The sequence below is a fragment of the Scytonema sp. UIC 10036 genome, assembly GCF_009725235.1.
In genome coordinates this window covers 1-24052 of record NZ_WJFC01000205.1, presented here as the reverse complement: position 1 = coordinate 24052, position 24052 = coordinate 1, and the positions used below count along the sequence as shown (strand labels likewise).

At 39.0% G+C, this 24052-nt stretch carries 29 protein-coding genes; 21 read left to right on the top strand and 8 right to left on the bottom strand.

Annotated features, from left to right (window positions below; genetic code table 11):
* The first annotated feature begins 360 nt into the window (after window positions 1–360).
* Together F7734_RS50310 and F7734_RS50305 are read left to right on the top strand one after the other, a co-directional pair.
* A complete protein-coding gene (locus F7734_RS50310; RefSeq protein ID WP_155751805.1) occupies window positions 361–597 on the top strand; it encodes a ChaB family protein in 237 nt (78 codons plus the stop codon).
* Window positions 598–1006: 409 nt separating this feature from the next.
* Window positions 1007–1198 (top strand): hypothetical protein, encoded by a 192-nt coding sequence (locus F7734_RS50305; RefSeq protein WP_155751804.1) that lies wholly within the window; start codon window positions 1007–1009, stop codon window positions 1196–1198.
* A gap of 170 nt (window positions 1199–1368) precedes the next feature.
* On the opposite strand, the gene F7734_RS50300 is transcribed toward F7734_RS50305, so the two are convergent.
* Window positions 1369–2157, bottom strand: a complete 789-nt coding sequence (locus tag F7734_RS50300) for a hypothetical protein (protein WP_155751803.1) — start codon at window positions 2155–2157, stop codon at window positions 1369–1371.
* 348 nt (window positions 2158–2505) lie between these two features.
* On the opposite strand from F7734_RS50300, the gene F7734_RS50295 reads away from it, so the two are divergent.
* Window positions 2506–3324, top strand: coding sequence for a polyphosphate kinase 2 family protein (locus F7734_RS50295; RefSeq protein WP_155751802.1), 819 nt, complete (start codon window positions 2506–2508; stop codon window positions 3322–3324).
* A gap of 163 nt (window positions 3325–3487) precedes the next feature.
* Here the strand turns inward: F7734_RS50295 and F7734_RS50290 are convergent, their stop codons facing one another.
* Window positions 3488–4609: a TIGR03985 family CRISPR-associated protein gene (locus F7734_RS50290; protein ID WP_243147516.1), complete on the bottom strand. Its 1122-nt coding sequence runs from the start codon at window positions 4607–4609 to the stop codon at window positions 3488–3490.
* Between the two features lie 66 nt (window positions 4610–4675).
* Between F7734_RS50290 and cas10 the strand changes: the two genes are divergently transcribed.
* The 11 genes from cas10 to F7734_RS50245 all read left to right on the top strand — a co-directional run bounded on the left by cas10 (window position 4676) and on the right by F7734_RS50245 (window position 13047).
* The gene (gene cas10 / locus F7734_RS50285; RefSeq protein WP_243147515.1) at window positions 4676–5920 is read left to right on the top strand and encodes a type III-A CRISPR-associated protein Cas10/Csm1; all 1245 of its coding nucleotides are present in this window, start codon (window positions 4676–4678) and stop codon (window positions 5918–5920) included.
* A 26-nt stretch (window positions 5921–5946) separates the two neighbouring features.
* On the top strand, window positions 5947–6186 hold the full coding sequence (locus F7734_RS64650; protein WP_243147514.1) for a hypothetical protein: 240 nt from the start codon (window positions 5947–5949) through the stop codon (window positions 6184–6186).
* A 72-nt stretch (window positions 6187–6258) separates the two neighbouring features.
* Window positions 6259–6831, top strand: a complete 573-nt coding sequence (gene csm2, locus F7734_RS50280; protein ID WP_155751801.1) for a type III-A CRISPR-associated protein Csm2 — start codon at window positions 6259–6261, stop codon at window positions 6829–6831.
* Between the two features lie 2 nt (window positions 6832–6833).
* A complete protein-coding gene (locus F7734_RS65805) occupies window positions 6834–6956 on the top strand; it encodes a hypothetical protein (protein WP_279239854.1) in 123 nt (40 codons plus the stop codon).
* Window positions 6928–7887, top strand: a complete 960-nt coding sequence (gene csm3 / locus F7734_RS50275; protein WP_347566423.1) for a type III-A CRISPR-associated RAMP protein Csm3 — start codon at window positions 6928–6930, stop codon at window positions 7885–7887. Before F7734_RS65805 ends, csm3 begins: the two co-directional genes overlap by 29 nt.
* A 47-nt stretch (window positions 7888–7934) precedes the next feature.
* A complete protein-coding gene (gene csm4, locus F7734_RS50270; protein WP_155751800.1) occupies window positions 7935–8867 on the top strand; it encodes a type III-A CRISPR-associated RAMP protein Csm4 in 933 nt (310 codons plus the stop codon).
* On the top strand, window positions 8828–9442 hold the full coding sequence (locus F7734_RS50265; RefSeq protein WP_155751799.1) for an AAA family ATPase: 615 nt from the start codon (window positions 8828–8830) through the stop codon (window positions 9440–9442). The genes csm4 and F7734_RS50265 overlap by 40 nt, the downstream gene beginning before the upstream one ends.
* Window positions 9443–9476: 34 nt before the next feature.
* Window positions 9477–10451: a DUF4435 domain-containing protein gene (locus F7734_RS50260; protein WP_155751798.1), complete on the top strand. Its 975-nt coding sequence runs from the start codon at window positions 9477–9479 to the stop codon at window positions 10449–10451.
* A gap of 61 nt (window positions 10452–10512) precedes the next feature.
* Window positions 10513–11280 (top strand): CRISPR system precrRNA processing endoribonuclease RAMP protein Cas6, encoded by a 768-nt coding sequence (gene cas6 / locus F7734_RS50255; protein WP_155751797.1) that lies wholly within the window; start codon window positions 10513–10515, stop codon window positions 11278–11280.
* A 6-nt stretch (window positions 11281–11286) separates the two neighbouring features.
* Window positions 11287–12540 (top strand): TIGR02221 family CRISPR-associated protein, encoded by a 1254-nt coding sequence (gene csx2 / locus F7734_RS50250; RefSeq protein ID WP_155751796.1) that lies wholly within the window; start codon window positions 11287–11289, stop codon window positions 12538–12540.
* A 6-nt stretch (window positions 12541–12546) separates the two neighbouring features.
* On the top strand, window positions 12547–13047 hold the full coding sequence (locus F7734_RS50245) for a hypothetical protein (RefSeq protein ID WP_155751795.1): 501 nt from the start codon (window positions 12547–12549) through the stop codon (window positions 13045–13047).
* On the opposite strand, the gene F7734_RS50240 is transcribed toward F7734_RS50245, so the two are convergent.
* The gene (locus tag F7734_RS50240; RefSeq protein ID WP_155751794.1) at window positions 13044–13661 is read right to left on the bottom strand and encodes a hypothetical protein; all 618 of its coding nucleotides are present in this window, start codon (window positions 13659–13661) and stop codon (window positions 13044–13046) included. The genes F7734_RS50245 and F7734_RS50240 overlap by 4 nt on opposite strands.
* A 211-nt stretch (window positions 13662–13872) precedes the next feature.
* Between F7734_RS50240 and F7734_RS50235 the strand changes: the two genes are divergently transcribed.
* From F7734_RS50235 to F7734_RS50225, 3 genes are all read left to right on the top strand, one after another.
* Window positions 13873–14829, top strand: a complete 957-nt coding sequence (locus tag F7734_RS50235; RefSeq protein WP_243147512.1) for a Uma2 family endonuclease — start codon at window positions 13873–13875, stop codon at window positions 14827–14829.
* A gap of 111 nt (window positions 14830–14940) precedes the next feature.
* Window positions 14941–15258, top strand: coding sequence for a hypothetical protein (locus F7734_RS50230; protein WP_155751793.1), 318 nt, complete (start codon window positions 14941–14943; stop codon window positions 15256–15258).
* A complete protein-coding gene (locus F7734_RS50225; RefSeq protein WP_207714402.1) occupies window positions 15255–15611 on the top strand; it encodes an aspartyl protease in 357 nt (118 codons plus the stop codon). The genes F7734_RS50230 and F7734_RS50225 overlap by 4 nt, the downstream gene beginning before the upstream one ends.
* On the opposite strand, the gene F7734_RS50220 is transcribed toward F7734_RS50225, so the two are convergent.
* Window positions 15559–15975, bottom strand: a complete 417-nt coding sequence (locus F7734_RS50220) for a hypothetical protein (RefSeq protein ID WP_155751792.1) — start codon at window positions 15973–15975, stop codon at window positions 15559–15561. The genes F7734_RS50225 and F7734_RS50220 overlap by 53 nt on opposite strands.
* A gap of 177 nt (window positions 15976–16152) precedes the next feature.
* On the opposite strand from F7734_RS50220, the gene F7734_RS50215 reads away from it, so the two are divergent.
* The 4 genes from F7734_RS50215 (at window position 16153) to F7734_RS50200 (ending at window position 18764) form a co-directional block, all read left to right on the top strand.
* The gene (locus tag F7734_RS50215; protein ID WP_347566424.1) at window positions 16153–17373 is read left to right on the top strand and encodes a tetratricopeptide repeat protein; all 1221 of its coding nucleotides are present in this window, start codon (window positions 16153–16155) and stop codon (window positions 17371–17373) included.
* Window positions 17360–17818 (top strand): CHAT domain-containing protein, encoded by a 459-nt coding sequence (locus tag F7734_RS50210; RefSeq protein WP_155751790.1) that lies wholly within the window; start codon window positions 17360–17362, stop codon window positions 17816–17818. Before F7734_RS50215 ends, F7734_RS50210 begins: the two co-directional genes overlap by 14 nt.
* A complete protein-coding gene (locus F7734_RS50205) occupies window positions 17815–18024 on the top strand; it encodes a hypothetical protein (RefSeq protein WP_155751789.1) in 210 nt (69 codons plus the stop codon). The genes F7734_RS50210 and F7734_RS50205 overlap by 4 nt, the downstream gene beginning before the upstream one ends.
* 146 nt (window positions 18025–18170) lie before the next feature.
* On the top strand, window positions 18171–18764 hold the full coding sequence (locus F7734_RS50200) for a MarC family protein (RefSeq protein WP_166482655.1): 594 nt from the start codon (window positions 18171–18173) through the stop codon (window positions 18762–18764).
* 1406 nt (window positions 18765–20170) lie between these two features.
* Here the strand turns inward: F7734_RS50200 and F7734_RS50195 are convergent.
* The 4 genes from F7734_RS50195 to F7734_RS50180 all read right to left on the bottom strand — a co-directional run.
* Entirely contained in the window at window positions 20171–20359 is a 189-nt protein-coding gene (locus F7734_RS50195; protein WP_155751787.1) for a hypothetical protein, read from the bottom strand.
* Between the two features lie 78 nt (window positions 20360–20437).
* Window positions 20438–21340, bottom strand: coding sequence for a DMT family transporter (locus tag F7734_RS50190; RefSeq protein ID WP_155751786.1), 903 nt, complete (start codon window positions 21338–21340; stop codon window positions 20438–20440).
* Between the two features lie 50 nt (window positions 21341–21390).
* Window positions 21391–22827, bottom strand: a complete 1437-nt coding sequence (locus F7734_RS50185) for a SulP family inorganic anion transporter (RefSeq protein WP_155751806.1) — start codon at window positions 22825–22827, stop codon at window positions 21391–21393.
* Window positions 22828–23519: 692 nt separating this feature from the next.
* The coding region (locus F7734_RS50180; RefSeq protein WP_155751785.1) for an ACT domain-containing protein at window positions 23520–24052 on the bottom strand (533 nt) is incomplete at its 5' end.

The following is a 24052-nucleotide window of genomic DNA, read 5'->3' as shown; positions in this document are numbered from 1 at the left end:
ATTGTTATGTTTTCTTTTTGTATATTTAGTTTTATTGCTTTATTCTATATTTTTTTTTTTTTTTGTTTTTTGTTTTTTGTTTTTTGTTATTTGTTATTTGTTAGTTGTTAGTTGTTAGTGGTTAGTGGTTAGTGGTTAGTGGTTAGTGGTTAGTAGGGAAGACAGCCCACCATACAGAGCTTTTATCCGGCAATGCCACCCTACCTACTCACAACTATCCACTATCAACTATCAACTAACAACCAACCACTAACTCTCTACCGAAAGTATGGTCATTCTTTATCTCTACTTTCAGAAAGAGGAAAATTTATCTTCTGACTTTATACGATGAAACCAAAGCTAGAGAATAGGAGAGAATAGATGAAAGTTGATGAATTAGCGCAAGACATAAGAGAACAATTACCCCAAGAAGCCCAGCAGATTTTCGTTGCTGCTTTCAATGCTGCTCAAAGCGACGGTATCAGCGAAGAGGGTGCGCGTCAAATTGCTTGGAACAGCGTTCGCAACCAGTACGGTCAAGACAAAAATGGTAATTGGTATGCGAAGGGCGAAGTAACAGCTCAGCACTACAAAGCTGTTACCTCTGGTGGTAATTAAGGTTTCTCACATAAGGTAATCAGTTTATGGCGGTTGGCTTGTGAGCTAATCGCCTTTGCTTGTAAGGAAAACTAAAACTTTTGTATTAGGCTTTCGGAAATTGTAGGTTGGGTTTCGTTCCTCAACCCAACAAATGTCTGTAAATATTGGGTTTCGTTCCTCAAACGCCACTTCACTCAACTCTGGAAACCAGAGCACTTTTTGTGGTCCCCCAACCTACGTGTTTTCGCGTTTTTAGGCTTAACCGACAAGTATTGAAATTGCTACTACAAAATTAATATTTTTTTAATAGTCTATCTTGCCTGGTGAACACTAGCAATTCACAGAAATATGAAGGAGACAGGTCAAGACAAATCTCTGTGACTGATAAAATACAAGTAGCAATTAAATGTATTAATGGTTTAACTATATGCAAGACTCTGTATTTGTTATATTTATTGCTTTCGGGTGTATATGGCTCTTTATGGGAGTAGCAGCTTTGATAGCTTTCCTAAAATCAGAAGGACAAGAAATTCGATTTGGTAAATGGGGGCTGATTGTTGCTATCCCCATTGTTATTCCAATCGTTGTTACGCTCATCATTGGTGCAATGTATCATTAAAACCATACAATGCTCGTTTTCTGCACCTGAATAACTGAATTTGAGTACAATCCTTGTAAAGACTAGCCATGCTAGTCTCTACATTTTTTTTCTTAAATGTCTATTATCAAGAAAATACAAAAAAATATATGCCTTCGCATATATTTACAGAAATAACCTAATAACTGTTATCAAAGACCAACTTCAACCCGAATTCTCTCGCGAGGACAGCGCCAAGGTTGGGCATTTCTTGCTCCAACATAGACACAACCTTCCGCTCGCATAGCATCATCAGAGACGTTATTTGGCTTATAGAAACGCCAGCGTCCTTGGTCATCAGGTCCGGATACTGCTCGCAACACGCGTCTTTCATAGGGTCGTCTATCGTATCGGTCATCGTAGCGACCGCCAGATTCTCTATCAAAAACTTCTACCCGAATTCTGTCACTCGGACAGCGCCAAGGTATTTGTGTTCCAACATTAACGCAGCCTTGTGCTCTCATGGCGTCATCGGAAACATCATTTGGCTTGTAAAACCGCCAGCGCCCTTGGTCATCTGGACCTGATACCGCTCGCAGCCTTTGGGTGTAAGAACCTCCGCGATCGTATCGGTCATCATAGCGGTCCCTGTCATATCGGTCATTATAGCGATCGTCATAATCCCCACTGTAAATTTCTAGCCGAATTGTGTCACGAGGACAGCGCCAGCGTTGTGCATTATTTGACCCAACATCGACGCAACCCTGTGCTCGCATTTCGTCACTAGAAACACCGCTGGGTTTGTTGAACCGCCAGCGTCCTTGGTCATCTGGTCCGGATACCGCTCGGATTGTACGTCTTTCCCTATACCTTTGAGATATCAGTAAGGGAGAATCAAAAGGTTTTACTTCCTCTGCTGAGGCAATTGGTACATGCATTTCCACTGTCGTCACAGAGATAAACAAAGCCACAGGTAAAGCAGAAATTTGATTGAGATGCATTTTAGTAAGGGGATGATATTTGTTTGCTTTTTAACTGAGACCTACCTAAGAACCACTACTTAAAGAGGGTTAACAACAGAATTTACTGAATTATGTATAATGACGGAATTCCTAACAACTGAGTTCCTAAGTTTTAACAGTGACCAGTAACTAATGACAGAGGTAGCGATCGCTTACATTCCTTAAGGTTAAGAAATAATGCTATGGCAATCCTAAATTAAGTAGTAAGTAAGTAGGTAGGGCTTTGCCGCACAAAAGTCTTAGTGGTGCGCTGTCTTCCCTACCTACGGTTATCTCATGAATTGAATAGGATTGCTACATCAATGCTCCAACATAAAGAGAATTGCTATGAATATACCAAGCAATGTTAGCTATCAAGTTAGACCAGACAAACCAATTGTCTTAGCTAAAATCGATCCGAATGCCTCTGAAAACTACAAAAACAAAAAAGATGTTGAAGATGAACTGGAATACCAACGCCAGCGCCTTCAGAACTTACAAGAGAGATTGTATGCAGAACACCAGCGCAGTCTGCTAATTGTGTTGCAAGCAATGGACACAGGTGGTAAAGATGGCACAATCAAACACGTTTTTAGCGGAATTAACCCCCAAGGCTGTCAGGTGTGGTCATTCAAAACACCCAGTCAAGAGGAATCAAGCCATGATTTTCTCTGGCGTTACCATCACCGAGTCCCACAACAAGGCATGATTTCCATCTTCAACCGCTCTCACTATGAAGATGTTCTGATTGTTAGAGTCAAGCAGCTAGTACCTCAAGAGGTTTGGGAAAAACGCTATCAACTTATTAATGAGTTTGAGTATATGCTGACTCTTAACAAGATTAAGATAATTAAGTTTTTTCTACACATTTCTAAAGATGAACAGAAACGACGGTTGGAAAGTCGGTTACAAAATCCCGATAAGCATTGGAAATTTTCTCATAGTGACATTAAAGAGCGTTTGTTTTGGGATGAATACCAAACAGCCTTTGAGGATGCAATTAATCATTGCTCAACCGCTTATGCTCCATGGTACGTAGTGCCAGCTAACAAAAAGTGGTATCGAAATCTAGTGGTCGCCCGTACAATTACTGATACAATAGAAGCAATGAACCCACAATACCCGAAAGCAGAGGAGGGCTTAGATAAGGTGATCGTTCCAGATTAAGAGGATGTCCGCTCCAATACTGTGTAGGTTTTGGCTAAAAATACGAAAATACGTAGGTTGGGTTGAGGAACGAAACCCAACATTTATAGGCATTTGTGAGGTTTCTCCACAGGGAAAGCCCAACAAACACGAGTATTCTTGTTGTGTTTGAGTGGAGGCATTGTTATTTTTCAGAATAATTCGCTAATTCTTGTGCTGCTTCTGCTATCATTTGTTGCCGAATAGATAACGGTGCAATAACCTCGCCTTTTGGTCGCCATTCTCGCAGGCGCATCAGGACGTTGATATCGCCGTCTCGTATCCAGGCTTGGTAATAAGCATCTTCTCTCGAACGCTGACTGATAATTTCTAATAACTGTTGCTGTTCTTGCTTGTTGAAAATATTATGAGCAATTAATTTGGGGAGTTGGTCATAGGAAACTTCACAAAAGGTAGGATGTCTTGTGGTGTTTTCCACGTACCACTTGGCAAAATCTGTTGGAAAACGGAGAACGAGCAATTCTTTTTTAAGATAAAAATTAAAACCCCAAGCAGCTTTCAGTTCTGCATCAACATATGATGGTATGGGTAAATTTCCTGTTTGCCACATCTGCTTTAATACCGTGGGAATAAGGGGATCGTCCCATGTCAGAACTTGCAGGCGATCGCAGGCAATGCGGTCTAGGCGGTAGTTGTGCCATGCTATATTACCATTGGGGTCTGTGCCGTATGCACTGAGGTATTTAGCACGGCGTCGGTAATGCAGGCAAACTGGGTAGACTGTCACTTTGACTTTGTTCTCTGTTGCTGCTATCCAATACTCGAACTGCACTACGCTACCAGGGGGTTTGCGCCAAAGCTGTTCTAGCTGTTCCTGGTAATTATCAACTCGGTCTTGCATTTGTGGAGAAAGGATATAGTCTAGGTGCAGGAATATTCTTTGATGCGGATCTTTGGCATATAGCCCTCTAGAGGCAGAAGAGCTTGCTATCTGCTCCCACAACTTTCCTATAATTAACGATAAGTTTGGCTGTACAAAGGAAATTGATTCTAAGATTTGCAGCAGTTCCCATGTTTGTGCTAGATCTAGAGAAAACAGGCTCAGTTCCGTGGTTGTTTGAGTTGGGGGAGTCGGTAAATTTTGGACTAAAACAGAGCGATACTTTTGCATCTCTGTCATCTGCAACCAACCCAGGCGGACAAGTTGCTTGAGGTCATCTCTGAGAGAACGATGCACGGTAGCAAAAGGACGCTGTTGCAGTCCCTTTTGTAGTTCCTCCTCACTCATTCCTGTCAGTTGAATCATGGACTGCTGCCATTTGTCAACATTTAGATGGAAGTTTTGCTCGAAGACTATTTCTGAAAAAGTTTGATGGCAAATGCAACTGCGATCGCTACATTGTGCGGTGATGTCTTGAAATCCCGGAAATTTGGCGAGCAGCTGACTAACCTTTCTCACTTGCTAGGAAAATATTACGCTCATACACCTTGTCAGGTTTGCCATCGGGATGACGAAGAAAATTTACAACCCTTGAATAAAGAACCAGGTGCGGTACTAGCTTGCGGAACATGTCGGAGAATGTATGAGTTAGGGGGACAGCTATTACGAGTTGATGCGATATTGCGATCGCAATTCTCAGAAGCTTCTGAAATTGGAAAGAATGAAATACAGTTAAAACTACCTCCCCAAGATGAATTATCTGCTGTTAATGTTCGCTACCGTCTGTGTGACGACTGGAAGCAAATAGATTCAGATGCAGACACAATTTTGTTAGTCAATGACTGGGAATTAGACCATTATAGATTTCGTCACTTTCGTAAGTTTAATTCTGCACCTCTACTGCTAGGTAAGTATGGTATAAAGACGCAAATACCTGGAGAAACAGGTTTTATGCGTGCTGAGGAAATGGCAGAACTGGCTCGTGGTATAAAAAGAGTTGGCTATTTACGGATGGATGTAGACCGTTTGGGACAAATTTTTGCTAGGGGATTAGGTGATAACCAAACATTACCTCGATTAGCTGGGCTTTCCCGGCAAATGAGTTATTTTTTCAAGGTATATCTTAATAGCTTGGCAGAGCATAAAGAGCAAAATATACCTAAAAATATCAAACAGTTACCTCAAAAGGAAACATCTCAAAATAGCTATAATACTAGCGAATCTTTACCAGAAGGTAAAACTCAAATTTTGCTATTTATCTATGCAGGTGGTGATGACCTCTTTATCAGTGGAGCCTGGAACAAAGTTGTAGAATACGCTTTTGATGTCTATCAGTGCTTTCGTGCTTACACTGGACATAACCCAGACATTACTCTGTCAGGAGGCATCAATATTGCTGATGCTAAATTTCCCCTCTATCAAGCTGCAAATGAATCAGGTGAAGCAGAAGAAGCAGCAAAGGGAAAAGGTAGAGATAGTTTAGGTTTATTTGGTGAAGTTTTTAAATGGGATGAGTGGCTGGGAATTGATGACATTAACCTAGTCAATTCAGAAATCAAAGCTTATCTTAAGGAAGAATCTAAGCCAAAGCTTTTAGGAGTACTACCTTTTATTCTAAAACTAGAACAAGAGAACATAGGAGTAAATTATTCACGAATTTTGTTCGCAATCTGCTAATTACAGCGCAAATACAAGAGCAAGTAATGAAAAAGTTTGAAGACCAAAAATCAAAGGAGGCGATGGAAACACGCTACTATTTACACTTACCCAAAATTGCTTATACTCTGGCTCGATTACCTCAGAATGTGCTAAAGGATGGAGATTTTCGTACTTCCTTGAAAAACCCATACAATTCTCCATATTTTCGAGCCATTGCAACTTGGATTGAACTCTTAAACAGAACATCATATAGCAATCCGCGTAGGAGTCATGAAAATCTCTGATTCCTCTCTCTATGCTCTGGAGCACCTCTTTGGTTAATTTATTTTAACAAATGATTTAGGAATGCTATAACCATGACAGAAAGCAGTACACAAAAAACAATTGTTGATGAACTTATTACAACTATTAAAGGTTTGACTGAAGGACTCAAGTCTTACCCAATTCGTGACCTGGTGAAACACGCTGAGAAATTTGGACCCTACCTCAAACAACAAAGATTGGAAACTAATCAGGTGCGGAAGTTCTTAGATGCTATTAATCAGATAAAAGCTCAACTAGCACAGCAAGATGAAGATGAAATCCTTTTATGGGAGTTAAAAAATATACAAAATCAAGCTGATGAAGAAAAAAAGGAAATTAAGAAAAAGGAAAATATTTCAGAACAAAATTTACTAGTCGAACTGAAAAAAATTCAGAATCAAGCCGCTCTAAAAAAATCAGAATTACTATTTACTAAAATTGAAGCTGATGTTGTTCTCCTTAAACCAAAATTAGCCTATGCTGCTGCTAGGCAAAGATCTGCTAGACCATTAAATGATGTGATGTCAGCAGCCATCGATAAAGTATATAGTAAAGAAGATTTTGAACGCCTGGTTCAATTGCTTGAGTCAATTATTGCCTATCATAAAGCAGAAGGTGGAAAATAATAATGCCTGCATCAATCGAACAAAAACCTTTATTTGGTAAAGTGACAATCAACACTCACCTAGTAGTCGAAACTGGCTTGCATATTGGTGGTGGTGGTGAAAACTGTAGATATTGGTGGACTTGATAAACCTGTGATTCGCGATCCTCTAACGCAATATCCTTATCTTCCCGGTTCATCCATCAAAGGCAAATTACGCTCTATTTTGGAACGACTGTTAAACAAACCCCTCAATCGGACTGGAGGAAGTGGTACTTATCGTTACGAAAGCGATGATTTAGAAGATGGATTTACAGAAATTGAGAGGTTATTAATACGTTATGAAGGTGCAAAGACTTGTCCAATATCCCGACTTTTCGGTTCGACTGGTGGTAGCAACTGTTGGCTAGAAAAAGATAAATTTGAATCACAATCATTAGAACGCGTACAAAATGTTTCATCCCGTTATATTGCTTGGGTTGATGAAGCAAAAACAGGCAGATTTGTAGACAACGACCGGACACAACTTAATTCAGAAGAAGTTGTTAAAGAGTTTATAAAAGTTAAAGGACGCAACTGTCCTGCACGTCTGATTATTCGTGACTGTCATTTATTACCTGAGTCTGCTGAACAACTCAAGAAAATTGACACAGGTCTATTTATGACTGAGTGGAAATTTGAAAACGGTATTGACCGTGTCACAGCTGCTGCTAACCCGCGTCAATTAGAACGCGTACCGGCTGGGTCGAAGTTTCAATTTGAATTAGTTTACACCGTTGAAAACAGAGAACAAGCTATAGAGGATTTACAAAATATTGCGATCGCACTTGCCATTCTCGAAGATGATGCACTGGGCGGACACGGTTCTCGCGGTTACGGCAAAGTTAAATTTCAGGGCTTTAATTTTTCATACCGTAGCTTAGACCAGTATCGTCGCATTACTAGCACTCCAGGTGGTAGTTCAGAGATAACAACAATCGAACCCGTTGCTGACACTCAAGCGTTGCTTGATAACTTTGTGCGTCTGCGTGATGATATTCTGCGACGGTTACCACCAGCAGAGGGAAATAGCAATTAATCTAAATACGCTCAACGAAAACTGACAGACACACAGACAGTAAGAGTATGGCAACTTGGAAACTGATTAAACTTAAATTTGAGCGTTGTCCCGCACATTTTGGGGAATTAGGTATCGGGATGGAATCAACCACTGAAAGAGTACATTCTGATACATTGTTTAGTGCTTGGATGAGTAGTTTTGCCCGATTATATCCGAATGAAATTGATGCTTTATTTAACAGATTTCATGACGATGCGCTTCCAGCAATACGAATAAGTTCAACTTTTATTTACCGCGAAACTGACAAAGGTACAATTTATTATCTCCCACGTCCGCTCAAGTTTCCTGTCAATTACCCTCAAGACAATGATTTAGAATTTTTCAAGACTTACAAAAAACTGAATTACTTACCACTTAAAGTTTGGCAAAGATGGTATCAAGGCGAGGGATTTACATCAGCAGATCGGCAGGAACTCATAGCTAGAACGAATGGAGCTAAGGGAGGTAATCTTGATGCTGAAGGTACTTTTGATTACAAACAAGCTTTTAAAATTGAGAAAGTTCCCAAAATTGCGGTAGACCGGAATACACGAGCAACAAACCTCTATCATACTGCTTTTGTCTACTTTGAATGGAATCAAAATGGCAACAGTATCCAAAGTTTATCAGGATTATATTTTTTACTACACTTTCATCAAGATGATGTAGAACTAGCAACACGCTTAGAGGATGCATTAAAACTCCTAGGTGAAGAGGGATTGGGAGGAGAACGTTCAAGTGGTGCTGGTCGATTTAAAGTTGAATGGAACGATATACCTTCAGATTGGCAATCGGTAGTTGAACATCCAGACACATTGACTAGTCACTACCTTATAAGCTTATTTTGGGAAGACGACGTATCGCAATTACTAAAATACTTTCTAAAAACATTCAAGATTATCCGCTTAAAGAAGAATCGATGTCTCCTACAGGAGTTGATTCACAACTTCGCACTATAATAAATGGTATTAAATCTTATGATACCGATTCCAGACAAGTTGTCGCTGTTTTGTCTGTCTATCGAGATTCTCTTAAGCAAATTTTTAATACTTTAGAAAAGTCATTCTCAGGAATTAAATCTTATTTATCAGCGGTTAATTATTTTTTACAAGGTAAACAAATTATTTATGCAGAAAATTTAAACTCTATCAATTCATTAATTCAAATTCGGTTTGAAGATGATTCTTTGTATAATGGTTTAAGTGCTTTGTCATCTGGAGAAAGACAAATTATTACTCTGATATACGCAGCTACTAATATGAGTAAACAACAGTTAGTTTTGATTGACGAACCAGAAATATCACTTCATATTGACTGGCAAAGAGAGCTACTTCAAAAAATGTCTGAACAATTGCCCAATCATCAAATTATAGCTTGTACACATTCTCCAACAGTAGGAGCAGATTATGAGGATTGTTTACAAGAATTAAACTTAAAACCTACTAATAAAAATAATTGGTATAAAGATAGTGATATAGAAAAAATTTTTGAATATCTTGAAGATAATAGTACGGAAAATGAATTAGAAATTTAGATATTAATATAACAGATGAAGATTGAGGAGATTGATGATGAGTAATTTTACTTATAAACCAAGTGATTATAGAAATTTAATAAGAATGAGCAACAAAAAGCGTTTATTAGTTGAGGGTAAAGAGGATAAAATTCTTTTTAAATTACTTTTAGATGAATTATATAGTCAAAAAAATAAGATTGATATAGATAGCGCTGAAGATTTGATTAATTTCGATAATGCAATAGGAAATCGTCAAAAAGTTGAAGCAATATGTCAAAGCCTTACAAATGAACCCTATAATCATAAGTTAGTTGGTTTTGTTGACCGCGAATTTAGAGACTTTGATATTAGTGATACTATTCAAGACAATCTCAATTTACATAAAGTTCAAGGTCAACTTGTATGGTCAAGAGGACATTCAATGGAAAATTATTTTTTTGATTTTTCGATTCTTCGAGACCCTTTGCGAGACCTTTCAGCTGCTGAATGGTTTGATGACGCTTTGTATTTGTTTAAACAACTTATAGATTCAACAATTCGTCTAGCTTGTTCTGTAAGTTTAGTAGGTCATGAATTAGGTATATTAAAACGAATTAAATGCAGTGTTAGTTGGCAAATGTTAAATATTCTTGTTGCGTCCAACAATGTTCAAATTTTGTTTAATTCTTGGGAAGAAAATTTTATAACTGACCAAAACTTCTGTCAAGAAGAAGCAAAAAAGATAATCACCAGATATCAATACTGGCATCAAATTATTGAACAAGCTGATTTTAAAGTTGTTCGATGGTTATGTCATGGACATATAGGAATTGCTGTGATATGGGCAGTTTATAGTCGTTGTGTCTATGATATTTGTTGTCGCAATAAGCGCGGCAACCCTGAATCCGAAGTTGCTGTAGTGCAACGCATTAAAGAAGAAAATAGAACACATACTTGTGCTAGTTGGTGGGCAAGAAAGGCTGTGGTAAATCAGTGTGATTATCCGATAGAAGTTCTAAAATTATTAGATATTACTTTATCTGACTGAGCGATAAAGTTAAGATATTCTGGTTAAGTTATTTATCAAAATTTAATTATCATTTTAAATAATGCTAATTCGCTCAACTTGGACATTAATAGTATTCGATATCACAGTATTACCTCGTTCCTATCATTTAGAACTGGTAAAACTATTACATAACAAATTAAACATAGAAGTAGGATTAGAGAAAATTCCATCTACATCTTTTTCTACCATTTGTGGTTTATACATTCCTTCACAAGATTTTTTCACGTTTCAACCGGAAGAATTTTATCAATTATCACTGTGTGGTTTACAAGAACATACAGCCAAAGCCATATCCTTACTTAATTTAGGAGAATCACTAGAATTTCTAGGTGCTAAGTTTAATATTATTAATCGCGAAGATAAAATTGCTAGCTACGAAGAACTTTATACCAATTTAGTAGCCAACGAACCAGAGGCAATTCGACGTTTTGATTTGCAGTTTACAACACCCACCGCTTTTGCCCAAGGTGGGAGCGCGTTACCTCTACCTATACCAACATTAATGTTCCGAAGCTGGTTGGAACGTTGGAATAACTTTGCACCTGTTTATTTAGGTGGCGATGAATTAATTGCTTATTTAAGTAATGCAGTTCTTCTCAAACATCACAAAATTCAAACACGTAAATGGCAACTACAAAAGGGATACGTAAATGGATTTGTGGGTGATGTAACGCTGCAAATTTTTAACCGTGCAGATTCTTTACTAGCAAATGTAGCGGATTTGTTAGTGCAATATGCTCAGTTTGCAGGAACAGGAATTAAGACACGCTTGGGGATGGGACAAACAAATTTAATGAAAGAGAGGTAAATTTAAATGCAACTGTTAACATTTTTAGGAGTTTTTAATTTAGAGACAACAGAATTTACTTGGAAAAATCAATCGTTACTAAAATCACCTTATGTTGTAGAAGCATTATTAAAGTTTAATAGTATACAAAAAGTCACCATATTTCTTACTCCACAAGCAGAACAACATGAAAACTGGAAGAAGTTACAAACAAATCTTATCCAATTAAATAATATATCTGTTGAATCTGTTCAAATAAATTCAGGACAAGGCGAAGAAGATTTTTGGCAGTTATTTGATGCAGTTGTAAATTCTGTAGAATCAGAATCAGAAATTATATTTGATATCACTCATGCTTTTCGCTCAATTCCATTTTTAGCTTTTCTAGCAACAGCATTTTTACAAAAAGCAAAAGCTGTAACTGTAAAAAGCATTTATTATGCAGCGTTTGAGCGTAATCAGCTACAAACACCTATAGTTGATTTAACTCCTGCTCTTGAATTGTTAGATTGGCTAACTGCTACAAATAGATTTGTAGAAACAGGAGATGGGCAGTTAGTAGCTAATTTACTGAAAGCAAAAATACCAAGCAATGAAGAACTCAGTCATAATTTAGAAGCTAGAAAACTAAAAGCTAATTTGAAGCTAGCAGCAGAGACTATAGAAGCAATATCTATCGCATTGGCTATTACAAGACCTTTAGAAACAATGACATTGGCGACAAAATTAGAAGAAAATTTAGCAAAAGCTACTCCTAGTTTTGCTCAAAAAGCACAGCCTTTTAATCTTTTGACTGAAAAAATAGTAAAAGAATACGGACAGTTCGCACTTCTTAAACCAAGCGAACAGTCACAGATACCTCAGAATATGCACCGACAATTAAAAATGATCGAGTGGTATCTCGAACGACAACAAATTGTTCAGTCAGTTACTTTAGCACGCGAATGGATAGTATCTGTCTTAGCTTTCAAATTTAATGAAGATATATTAAATCATTCACAAGGTCGGAAATATGTAGAAATAGCATTAAATAATGCATCAGAAAAGCTAAAAAAAAATCCAAGAGAAATTACACCTGGGCGTTGTGATGAAATGTTTGAATCTTTGCCGGAAGCTAATGAACTTGCGAAGCTTTGGAGTGCGATAACTGAAATAAGAAATGATATAGCTCATGTAGGTATGAAAACTCAAGCTCAAACAGCAAATAATCTTAAACAAAAAGTAGAGTCTTTATATCCTAGACTTTTACAATTAGGAAACCAATTATTACCAAATGAATAGAAACTCATGCCAAAAATCCTTTTTGTCACCATCGGTGGTTCCTTCCAACCCATCATCACCGCTATCCACAGTTTACAACCCGATCGAGTAATATTCATCGCCTCGGATGGCGAAAAGGGTAGCAAGTCACAAGTCATAGGTGAGGGAACTCCCTGCGAGGTGCGTCGGGGTGCAGAAGTTATCGAAAGACTACCCAATATTCCCACACAGGTGGGGTTAGGCGATCGCTTTCAACCAGAACGGGATTTAATTCTCGTGCAAAATCCAGACGACTTAGGCGAATGCTATTCCAAAATTCGCGATCGCATCCTCAATTTGCAGCAAGAAACCAGTCATGAGATTATGGCTGATTACACGGGTGGAACTAAAACTTTATCGGCGGCGATGGTCATGGCAGCTGTTGATTGTGAAATTTCACTGTACCTTACCATTGCTGCAAGAGATAACTTGGTGAAGGTAGAACGGGGAGAAGTTACGCAAAGAATAGACACCAGTTTTCGTCGCTAGAGACTGAGATTGTTTAGCTGCATTTCACACTGTTGAAATATGTAATTAACAACAGCAAACAATTTCTCTAGCTCTTGAATTGTGTAAAAAGTGATATTTCTAGTAAAAACATCTGCTTCTAGCTTGCCAAATTGCCAGCGATCGCCATTAGAAGCGATACCATAGATAACTATTTGCATTTCCCCATTAAGTCTTTGGGCAGCAATCATTTCTGCTAGACATTGCGCCCAAGCGGCTTCAAAATTGTCCTGTTTTGCCTCCACCAAAATGAAATATGGCTTATCAAACACTACTTTTCCTAAAGGAGATTTTCTTGCTAAAATATACTCTGGAAAACCTGAAAGTTTCTCGTCATAATTTAAAGAATGATGACTCCAAAGAATGAACTGACTGCGATAGCATTTCCAAACTTCTTTAAGGACTGGATAAACTAGATTTTCACAAATAGCAAATTCTGAATTATCAACAACACCGTCCCTCATCATTATTTGTAAATCTTCTCGAAAATAGTCAGAGATATTAAACTCGATTTCTCCAAGAAAATTAGATTCTGCATAGGTAATGCGAAATTCTATAAGAACTTCACTTATTGTTTTATAATTACTGAAAGCCATACTACCCTCCCAAAAAAATTATATAGTCGAATGATTGGGAATCTTTTGTCTCACGCTAAAACCCAAAAGCAAGGCAGTGCGTTGGGCTGTTTCCCGACACTCACGTATCTAGCGTGCAAACAGCACAGTTAAATCTTGTACCTTAAATTTGCTATGGTGTCCAACTCATTAATATATAAGCAGAGCAAGTGCCTATTCGCGTACCGAGGTGATGAATCTCTTCCCCGCTTCACAAACAGATCCGCCCTTACCTGCTTGGCAAACTCTGCCAACAATGTGCGATCTCAAAAGTGAAGATCCGGAGGAACCCGGTTTGCCTGACGAATTTCATCACCTCCAACCCGCACTCTTGAGTCGTAGCTTGCGCCTCAAGAACTACATAACAGACCGATTCTTTACAGGTACAAATCTCAATCTTTACTATGATGTGGAGCAGACCGAGTGGCACAAACGCCCCGACTGGTTTTTGGCTCAGGGTGTACCGCGCCTACACCCTGAGGAAGATTTAAGAAGAAGCTACGTGGTTTGGCAAGAACAAAAAAGTCCTTTTGTTGTTGTTGAACTTCTCTCTCCCAGTACTGAAAAAGAAGATCTTGGTGTCTACGCTGAATCAGAACCGGATATGTTGTTGTCAGTTCAACCTGAAGTGAGTGGAAAGTTACATTCCTCAGACAGTCAAAATGGGTTGGTGAAGAAAACTACACTACCCTCTAAGTGGGAAGTGTACGAGAAACTTCTAGACGTACCTTACTACATTGTATTCAGTCGCTATACAAATCGGGTACGATTCTTTAGATTGATGGGTGGGCAATATCAAGAACAGCCACTCGACCATGAGAATCCCCGGATTTGGATTGCCGAACTAGAAATTGGGCTAGGTTTGTGGCATGGTGAGTTTAGGGGAATTACTCTCCTGTGGTTGCGCTGGTATGATGCTGATGGCAACTGGATACCAACGGATACAGAACAAGAACGGGCGGAGAAAGAACAAGCTTTGGAGCAAGCAGAACAAGAACGCACCAGAGCAGAACAAGAACGCATAAGGGCAGAACAAGCAGCAGAGCAATTGCTACAGGTAGTGCGAAATTTACTTGAGATAGGAATGTCAATCACACAAGTTAGCCAACTTACTGGATTACCTGAAATGGAAGTGCAAAAGTTGCAATAATTCTAAATGAGCTACATGCTCAACTTAAAGAAAGACAAATGTTTGTTACAAGCACCGTAAAACTTTTTTTGATAAATTTGATTTCAGAACGTAAAAATATAGATAAACCAAATGACAGCAATATCTTCTAAGAAAAAATTACAGCAGAGAAGAACCCTTCCAGGACACAAATTATCTCTGGAGGAAAAATTAAAACGGCAAGCTGAATCTGAAGCGTTTTATCAGTGTTGTTATGTGATTTTTGAGAAATTAAGCCCTGAGTTGATGTCACAGCATTACAACTGGTTTATTTCTATTGAACCAGATACTGGGGATTATATCATTGCCCCAAATAGGGACAATCTGTTGTTACACAGTTGTCAGACATATCCACACAAACGGTCTTTTATCTTTCGTCTAAATGAGACCGGGGTCTGCGGTACAATATGATTCAAGGCGAGTTTGATGATGAAGGCAAACTGTTTTTCATTATTGATTTAATTGACACTGAGGGTGAGCCTATTGAAGTTAATGCCATGTTAGATACAGGTTTTACAGACTGGTTAGCTATGAATAATGAAGAAGCAGAAACTCTGGGCTGGATATTGGTCGATAGTGAACAATTGATGCGAACAGCTCAGGGGGAAGCGCGGTTTAATATTTATCAGGGAAAGGTATGTATAGATGGACAGGAATTCAACATTCCTGTTTTAGGAGGCGAGCAACTTAGTCTCATTGGATTGCCAGTTTTTAAATTTGCGGTGGCGGACTGCTACCACCGTTGCGATCTCGCAAGTAATTGAGTATTTGATTAACTGAATTACGTAATTCTTGGCGGTCAATTGCTGCTTGCTGCCTGTCCTGTGCTGCTTCGGCTGCTAGGCGATCCATTCGTTCACCAAAAGCTTGGCGGTCAATTGCTGCTTGCTGGGCTAAGGAATCTACTCTTTGGCTTACTGCGTCTACTCTTTGGCTTACCGCGTCTACTCTTTGGCTTACTGCGGCAACGTTTTCGGTCAATTGCTGAATGTTCGCTACCAGTACATCAATGTTACCGTTATGCTGCTTGATTGTTTCGTCATGCTCTACAACTTTTTCGCCGACATTGACAAATAAAGTTTCTAACCTGCGGTAGCGTTCTTCTATGGTTGGTTGATTTGTGGTCATATGCTGTTCTCCTTATTTAATTGCTAGTATCGCGTATTTTGGCAGTATTCCCCATTGCTCACCTCTTAAGATGTAGGTGATTTTATATCGTGCAACTCTCCCAGTAGGTTCTAAGTTGCTGCTCTTTATGAGTCTCAGGGACGTTATCAAGATGCAGAAAATAAGCATTTAGAAGCTATCGATAAAATAAAACATTTGCAGGGTTCAAAACATCATGATATGGCTGTCAGCTTAAATAACTTAGCAGTACTGTATGATTCGCTAGGACGTTACTCCCAAGCAAAAGAAAACTATCTGCAAGCCTTGGAAATCTTGAAAGAATTGCTAGGTGATAAGCATCCCTATATTGCATCAACTTTAAATAATCTAGCAGGACATTACAAAGAGCAGAGACGCTATTTAGAAGCAGAAAAAAAACAGATAGAAGCCTTTGCTATGAGAACAAGCTTGTATGGAGACGAGCATCCTGATGTGGCTCGCAGTTTAAATAATGTGGCAACAATAGATTTTTCGCTAGGGCGCTATTTGCAAGCAGAACGGAAATACTCAGAAGCTTTGGAACTCAGGAAACGGCTACTAGGCGAAGAACATCCAGATGTTGCACAAAGTTTGAATCATCTTGCAACTGTATTAACGGTTAGAAATCGCCCTGCTGAGGCTTTGTCTTACCGTGTTCAAGCAAGTTATATTAATGACAAGTTAATTAGCAGAGTATTTGCCTTCAGTTCCGATAGCGATCGCTTCGCGTTGATTGAGAAACTTCGAGGCAATTTTGATTTGTTTCTCTCATTAATTTACAACCATCTGTTGGACTCAGATAGCGCCAAGCAGCAAGCATTGGATTTTGTGCTGAAACGCAAAGCTCTGACAAGTACTTCACTTGCAGCCCAAAATCAAGCCCTTTATAGCGATCGCTATCCTCATCTTCAGGACAAGTTTCGTCAACTGGGTGAGTTGAACGCGCAGTTAGTCACCTTGACTTTCTCCGCGTCTCGAATCCGCGATTTCACTGCGTATCAACAACAGTTAGCAAAACTTGAAGAGCAACATAATAACCTACAAAAGCAACTCGCATCAGAAGTTCCAGAAATTCAACTAGCCGAGCAACTTCCCAACCGTTATGCGGTAGCTGAGGCATTACCAAGCCATTCGATTTTAATTGAATTCGTCCGCTTCGATTTTTTCGACTTTCAGGCAGTTCGGGCTAAGGGGGATCAACAATGGCATCCTCCTCGTTATCTAGCGTTCATTTTACCATCTGAGCAACCAGATGCAGTACAAACGATTGATTTAGGAGAAGTAGAACCCATTGATAATTTAATTCAAGTCTTTCATTCACAGGTATCCGATTCTACTAAAAAAACATTGGGGGTGGCAAAAAGACTTGTCTTTACCTGAGTCCCAAATTACACCAAACGCTTCCAAAACAGCTATCCAACTTAGTCAAACACTTTTTCAGCCAATTCTTAAGGGAGTCAGCGGCTACAAACACTTGATAATTGCACCAGATGGAAACATCAATCTAGTGCCGTTTCAAACATTACCACTAAATGAGACAGGCAAACATCTCCTTATAGATAAATACACTATCTCATATCTAGGAGTTGGACGGGATATTCTTCGCTCTAAAGTTCAGACAAAACATACTGCGAATACATCTTTAATAATAGCCGATCCTGATTTTGATTTAGCTAGCGAGTCAACAAGTGTCATACAATCTTTGGGAGATATGCCAGAGAAAAGGTTGCAAAGCACTCAAGACAAAACTGCGATCGCCTGTTCATGCCCTGAGAATCTTTCCTTTTATTCTCTGCTCTCTACCTTTCTTCTGGTAAGCAAATGAGCATTTTTAAAATTATTTTCATTCAACGACTTCGGACTCTTGGATCGCTTTTACTTGCGACTGTTCCATTTGTTGGAAGCTCAGTTGAAACCCGATCTGAAGAGTTAGTACTTACCCGTGAGCCTGAAGAGGTGACATTCTTAAGTGGCAAACTGGTGCTGCATGGGTATATTCATAAACCAGAAGGTAATGGTAGGGGGAAATGAAGTGTTCTCATTCCTTGATTTAGTGATGTCCTAGCAATACTAACTATGGCATATTTTGTCAAGGTAATTTCTTAACCTATAGATTGAGTAAAAGCGCTCCTCATTCAAGTACCTTTGTGAGAGTAACCTGGTTTAAGCTATTTACTGTGGACACGTCTATTCTGCTTAAAACCTTTCTTGCTGTCTTTGTGCTTGCAGATGCCATAGGCAACATACCCATACTCTTGGTTTTAACTAAAGGTATGGAACCAGACCGCAGAAACAAAGTTGTAGATAAAGCTGTTTTAGTCGCAATTGCAGTTCTTTTAGTTTTTGCCTTTGGTGGCAGATTTATCTTAAGTTACTTGGATATCAGTTTGGGGTCTTTACGAGTAGCAGGGGGACTGTTGTTGTTGTTAATTGCTTTACAAATGCTCCAAGGAGATTTGGATACACCAATTATCGATCGCGATCGCGATGTTGCAATTACGCCATTAGCTTTGCCATTGCTAGCAGGACCGGGTACTCTGACAACAGTGATGTTACTCATGTCTGAATCTCCTAGCCCTCACCTCAGCGTCATTGGAGGTATTGTGGGAGCAATGTTTCTAAGTTGGTTGATTTTACGTTTATCAAATCAGATTGATAAATGGATTGGCTCAGAAGGAGAGGTAATTATTACTCAGCTTTTGGGTTTCTTGTTAGCAGCGTTAGCAATAGAAATTGGTAGTACAGGAATCAAAGAGTTGTTTCTTACGTAGCTTAGTCAGCTCAAGTTTTACCCCACTCTACCCAAACCTTGTAAAGGAGGGCTATGCATAAGTCCTGGGATTGTTATGTGCGCCGACTTACTAAATACACTAAAATTTTACGTTCACGATTGTAAGACTGCTAAAACACAGTTAATGGACTGGTTGGGTAGCAGCATTGCCGGATTTGCTGTGAATGGCAAGCTTATTGACTAATGTAGCACTTGCTTCATTCAATCTTACCAAGTCTACCTCTGTACCATTATAAATACTACACAGCGTAGTAAATCGCAAGTAGGCTGATACGTCGATTACATAAAATAGTGGAAACTATCGAGTACGTATAAGCGCATAAACCCACAGGTTCAAGTCTGGAAGTTACCTTAGTATCAGTTAATGAGCGATTAGGAAATAGTAAGACAAGTTTTAGGATAAACACTTCAACAAATGTCATGCTTAAACCCATGTTTGTAAGAGTATAAATTCCTACAAAAATATAGAGAAAACAAAAGAGACGAACAGATGACCACAATTTAACGAATAATTTCTACACTACAGGGGTGAGTCGTTGATTAGATCGTTAGTTGAGTCAATTAACCTATCATGAGAGTGGCGTCTATATCAACGTGTTTCCAGTCAATTTTTGGAAAGCTTGGGTTAGCGTAGGATCTTGGGAAGAAAAATCGCTTAGAAAAACAAAACCACCGAATCTAAGATACGAAAGGCAGTGGGCGCATATGGATACTCACGCATTGTCTTAAGGGACTGAAGCCCAAATGCGCGATCGCGATTCTTCATCCGTAATGAAAAATTCATGAATTACGGAATTAATTATGGATAAATTAAGGTAGACCTCAATTTATTGATGAAAAAAGTCAATTTTATTCCATAATTACGAATTCCGTTCACGTAGCGTGCGCGGAGCGCATACTACAAATTCTTTCGTTCTCTTCTTTTGTGTTTGAATTCCGGTTTTACGTTCTGTCTTGATTCACGTTTCGTTAGCGCCCACTGCCTTCTTCACGCATCCGAAAGATTACCGCTCATTTTTGTTAGGCTGATTAGCAAAATAAGCCCAAGTCCCAATAGTAGAAGCTAGAATCCAGCCCAGGATTAGCACTGCTACAACTGCCATCATTGAACTTGACATGATTCAACCTCCTGTGAGTATAAATCCTCATTAATTGGTTTCATCCACAAATTCAAGTTAACAAATGTGTTTAAGAGCCGCAACGTTTCTTAAAGAAATTAGGGAACTGTCACAATGTGTAACATTCCCCTTATAAAACTAGCTTGTCCAATCAGTCATTGGGGATCGGGCTACGCTTTTTGGGTATTGCTTCACAATGATTATCAGCTCGTGTCAGAGGCAACTCTGATTATGAGAAATGGACTGTGAAGCTGAGAGATTGCCACAATTAAATGAGTGGGCGATCGCATTCCATGTCCACTGAACCATGGGATGGCGGTAAATCCATACAATTGCACCGCCACCAACCAGAAAAAGCGCTTTGCAGTTCTCGCCCATCTGAATTACTTTCGATAAATGCTGTTAAAACGCTAATTTTTTCTGCCTTTTCCTGGAGTTCTAATAAAAAGTTCTTCATTGTATTACCTCACACCTCTTTTTTAGTATAAAAATACTATATGTTTGAAACTCGAGTAGGATTGCTATATAAGAAAATTTACTTTGAGTTAATCGCTGCAATTGCAACTCCAAAAAGTAAAATTGTTCCACCAATGAACACAAGAAGACTAGGCACTTCACGAAAAAATAGATATGCAAGTATAGCTGAAAAAATAGGTTCAAACATAACCGCTAATGTAACAATAACAGGAGATATCCAGCGTAACGACCAATTTAAACAGGTTTGACCAATAACCTGTGACAAGATTGCCATTAGCAACAAATAAAAATAAACAATTAATGGATAACCAATATATCCGGTTTTCAAAAAATAAGGAAATGGAAGAAGAACTAATGCAGATGCACCATATACAATGACAGCGTAATGAGCAGTACTTAAACCTTGACGTTGAGCTTCATAACCTGCTAAAAAATAAATGCTATATACCCAGGAACTAATTAGAGCTAGAAAGTATCCCAATAGTTGATTTTTTTCTTGTACTTCAGATAGGGTTCCATCATAACCGATTAACAAACCACCTAATAACGCAAAAGCAACACCTAATATTGTAAAACGCGAAGATTTTTCTTTAAATAAAATCCATGAAAATAAACAAACCCATATTGGATTACTAGTAACAATAGTTGTTGAGGCTGCTATTGTTGTGTAAGAGAGAGATAAAAACCAAGTTACGTAGTGGCAAGCCAGACAAATACCAGCAACAAGAGAGTAAGTAATTGCACCACGTTGAATTTCAACTTTAGATATACCTTTCCATAATGGAATCATTATCAGGGAAGATATAGTTAATCGAGAAGCCGCTAAAAAAACACTAAAACCAATACTATCCAAACCAGTTGTAGCTGTCGATAATCTAACAAAAATTGCTGCTGTAGAAATTCCAACGACTCCTATAAATAATAGTGCTGCTATCTTCCAGTACGAGGGGGCATATGACATATATTTAATAAATATTTTCCTTTTAACATTATTAAATAATTATTCAATGATTATTGGGTTAAACCTGGTTGAGTAGCAGCATTGCCGGATTTGTTGTGAATGGCAAGCTTATTGACTAATGTAGCACTTGCTTCATTCAACCCTACCAAGTCTACCTCTATACCATTGCGGCGGAAGTTGAGGACAACCTTATCAATGGCGGCGACTGCTGTTTGATCCCATAAGTGAGCATGGCTCAGGTCAACCTTGACACGATCTAAGTTTTCTTTAAAGTCAAATGCTGCTAGAAAGCTGTCCGTTGATAAGAAGAACAATTGCCCAGCAACGCTATATATGCGATGAGTCCCATCTACACCCAGAACTGAATCAACAAAGACAACTTTAGCAATATTACGTGAAAACAAGACTGCACTGAGAGCGACTCCAACAACGACTCCATAGGCTAGGTTATGGGTAATTAAGGTGATGAAAATGGTTGTAACCATAACGGCAATTTCATGTCTTGGAACTAAATGTAAAGTTTTAATGGAAGACCAGCTAAATGTACTGATACAAACCATAATCATCACTGCTACTAATGATGCCATTGGGATTTGCTTGACCCAGTTACCCATAACTAGGATGAAAAACAGTAAGAAAACACCTGCGCTTAGGGTCGAAAGACGAGTGCGCCCACCAGTTCTAATGTTGATTAACGATTGACCAATCATGGCACACCCCGCCATTCCTCCTAAAAACCCCGTGATAATATTGGCAATTCCCTGACCTCTAGCTTCTCTATTCTTGTCACTAGAAGTGTCTGTGAGCTCGTCTAAAACTGATGCTGTTAATAGTGATTCCAGCAAACCTACTACACTCAAGGGGATTGCGTAAGGAAGTATCACTTGCAGAGTCTCAAGATTGAGCGGTACTTGAGGGATTCTCAAAACCGGGAGAGTTGTGGGTAACTCACCCATATCACCTACCGTAGGAATATTAATATGACCAACAATAGAAATAGCTGTCAGAACAAGAATGGCGATTAATGGTGACGGTAGGATTTTTGTAAACCGGGGTAAGACATATATGATGGCAAGACCAGCTGCTACCATTGGATAAACTTGCCAGGGAACATTTACAAGATGTCGTAACTGCGCTACAAAAATTAAAATTGCTAAGGCGTTAAGAAAGCCATTCATGACAGCCCGTGGGACGTACCTGATTTGGTGACCTAATTTGAACCAGCCAATCAGGCATTGGAGAATACCTGTAACAATTGTTGTTGCAAATAAATAATCCAATCCATGCTCTTTAACTAACGTGGTTAACAACAATGCCATTGCGCCAGTAGCAGCTGAGATTAATCCCGGTCTTCCTCCTGCAATAGCCGTGACTACAGCCATAGAAAAAGAGGCATACAATCCAACGGTAGGATCGACACCTGCAACGAAGGAAAATGCGATCGCTTCAGGAATAAGTGCCAGAGCCACTAGAATTCCCGACAACATATCTGCTTTGACATTCGAGAACCATTCCAGATGCAAAGTTTTTGTATTCAAAATTTCCCCCTACTTCTCTCTATCAGTGACCAGTGACCAGTAATCAGTGAACAGTTAATTAGGAATTATTTTTTTCATCAAGAAAGTTTGAAGCTTGTATTACTTGGCTGTTTGTTTTAGTCCCAGTCAACAACTATTTTTGAAGCTTGTTTTTAGGATTTTACGAATATCAATTCATCCATTTTACGGTTGAATAAATTCTTGTCCTTAAACAAACTGATACTTTATCTAGCCCTAACATTTTATTTGATTTGAAAAATTACTAGAAAATGTACGAGAATTACACCTAACAGTACCACGTAATTTGTCAATTAAACAATTAGAACATGAAATTACCGTAAAATTACTACTAAAAAATTATAAATTTTTGTCAACCTTGTTATCCTAGGGTGGTCTCAATACTGCTCGGGTAAGAATTTTTGTAGGTTGGGTAAACCTGTGGAGAAATCCAACAAATGCCTGTAAATGTTGGGTTTCGTTCCTCAACCCAACCTACGTGTTTTTGTATTTTCAGGCTTAATCGCCAAGTATTGCTCGCGTTTCTTATATTCTGGAAATAGCACGGGCGAGATGGTTGTTTGTAAACATCTCGCCTGCACCATAAGAATAATATTTTGCTCCACCTAAGAGCGATCGCACGATTATGCTGGCACTTGAATTCTTTCAGTACCCGCAAGCTCAAATGCTGCATGGATAGCTTGCAAAGCTTTGACGCCTTCCTCACGTGCTACAACACAGCTAATTTTAATTTCTGAGGTAGCAATCATTTGAATATTAATTCTGTGCTCTGCTAAGGCTTCAAACATTTTAGCGGCAACACCTGGTTGACCTACCATGCCAGCACCTACAATACTGACCTTGGCAATGTCATTATCTAAAACCACTTCACCCCAACCGTGTTCGGCTGCACTTTGCTGAAGCATTTTTTGTGCAGCTTCTGCATCGATTCGGGCGACGGTGAAAGCAATGTCTCGTGTAGGAATGCCATCTATTACGTGACAGCGCTGGGACTGAATAATCATGTCTACACTAACGTTGTGTTGTGCTAACAGCCCAAAAATCTTTGCTGCCGTTCCCGGACGATCTTGGACTTGACGAATTGCCAATCGTGCTTGGTTCATATCCAAAGCAACACCTCTGACGTGAGGAGAGGGAGAAGGGGGGACAGCGAGAG

Bases quoted from the DNA above. Each gene is read 5' to 3' on its own strand.
- F7734_RS50310 (WP_155751805.1), top strand. From the start codon at position 361: ATGAAAGTTGATGAATTAGCGCAAGACATAAGAGAACAATTACCCCAA.
- F7734_RS50305 (WP_155751804.1), top strand. From the start codon at position 1,007: ATGCAAGACTCTGTATTTGTTATATTTATTGCTTTCGGGTGTATATGG.
- F7734_RS50300 (WP_155751803.1), bottom strand. From the start codon at position 2,157: ATGCATCTCAATCAAATTTCTGCTTTACCTGTGGCTTTGTTTATCTCT.
- F7734_RS50295 (WP_155751802.1), top strand. From the start codon at position 2,506: ATGAATATACCAAGCAATGTTAGCTATCAAGTTAGACCAGACAAACCA.
- F7734_RS50290 (WP_243147516.1), bottom strand. From the start codon at position 4,609: ATGATTCAACTGACAGGAATGAGTGAGGAGGAACTACAAAAGGGACTG.
- cas10 (WP_243147515.1), top strand. From the start codon at position 4,676: ATGGCAAATGCAACTGCGATCGCTACATTGTGCGGTGATGTCTTGAAA.
- F7734_RS64650 (WP_243147514.1), top strand. From the start codon at position 5,947: ATGAAAAAGTTTGAAGACCAAAAATCAAAGGAGGCGATGGAAACACGC.
- csm2 (WP_155751801.1), top strand. From the start codon at position 6,259: ATGACAGAAAGCAGTACACAAAAAACAATTGTTGATGAACTTATTACA.
- F7734_RS65805 (WP_279239854.1), top strand. From the start codon at position 6,834: ATGCCTGCATCAATCGAACAAAAACCTTTATTTGGTAAAGTGACAATC.
- csm4 (WP_155751800.1), top strand. From the start codon at position 7,935: ATGGCAACTTGGAAACTGATTAAACTTAAATTTGAGCGTTGTCCCGCA.
- F7734_RS50265 (WP_155751799.1), top strand. From the start codon at position 8,828: ATGTCTCCTACAGGAGTTGATTCACAACTTCGCACTATAATAAATGGT.
- F7734_RS50260 (WP_155751798.1), top strand. From the start codon at position 9,477: ATGATGAGTAATTTTACTTATAAACCAAGTGATTATAGAAATTTAATA.
- cas6 (WP_155751797.1), top strand. From the start codon at position 10,513: ATGCTAATTCGCTCAACTTGGACATTAATAGTATTCGATATCACAGTA.
- csx2 (WP_155751796.1), top strand. From the start codon at position 11,287: ATGCAACTGTTAACATTTTTAGGAGTTTTTAATTTAGAGACAACAGAA.
- F7734_RS50245 (WP_155751795.1), top strand. From the start codon at position 12,547: ATGCCAAAAATCCTTTTTGTCACCATCGGTGGTTCCTTCCAACCCATC.
- F7734_RS50240 (WP_155751794.1), bottom strand. From the start codon at position 13,661: ATGGCTTTCAGTAATTATAAAACAATAAGTGAAGTTCTTATAGAATTT.
- F7734_RS50235 (WP_243147512.1), top strand. From the start codon at position 13,873: ATGAATCTCTTCCCCGCTTCACAAACAGATCCGCCCTTACCTGCTTGG.
- F7734_RS50230 (WP_155751793.1), top strand. From the start codon at position 14,941: ATGACAGCAATATCTTCTAAGAAAAAATTACAGCAGAGAAGAACCCTT.
- F7734_RS50225 (WP_207714402.1), top strand. From the start codon at position 15,255: ATGATTCAAGGCGAGTTTGATGATGAAGGCAAACTGTTTTTCATTATT.
- F7734_RS50220 (WP_155751792.1), bottom strand. From the start codon at position 15,975: ATGACCACAAATCAACCAACCATAGAAGAACGCTACCGCAGGTTAGAA.
- F7734_RS50205 (WP_155751789.1), top strand. From the start codon at position 17,815: ATGAGCATTTTTAAAATTATTTTCATTCAACGACTTCGGACTCTTGGA.
- F7734_RS50195 (WP_155751787.1), bottom strand. From the start codon at position 20,359: ATGAAGAACTTTTTATTAGAACTCCAGGAAAAGGCAGAAAAAATTAGC.
- F7734_RS50190 (WP_155751786.1), bottom strand. From the start codon at position 21,340: ATGTCATATGCCCCCTCGTACTGGAAGATAGCAGCACTATTATTTATA.
- F7734_RS50185 (WP_155751806.1), bottom strand. From the start codon at position 22,827: ATGTTGTCGGGAATTCTAGTGGCTCTGGCACTTATTCCTGAAGCGATC.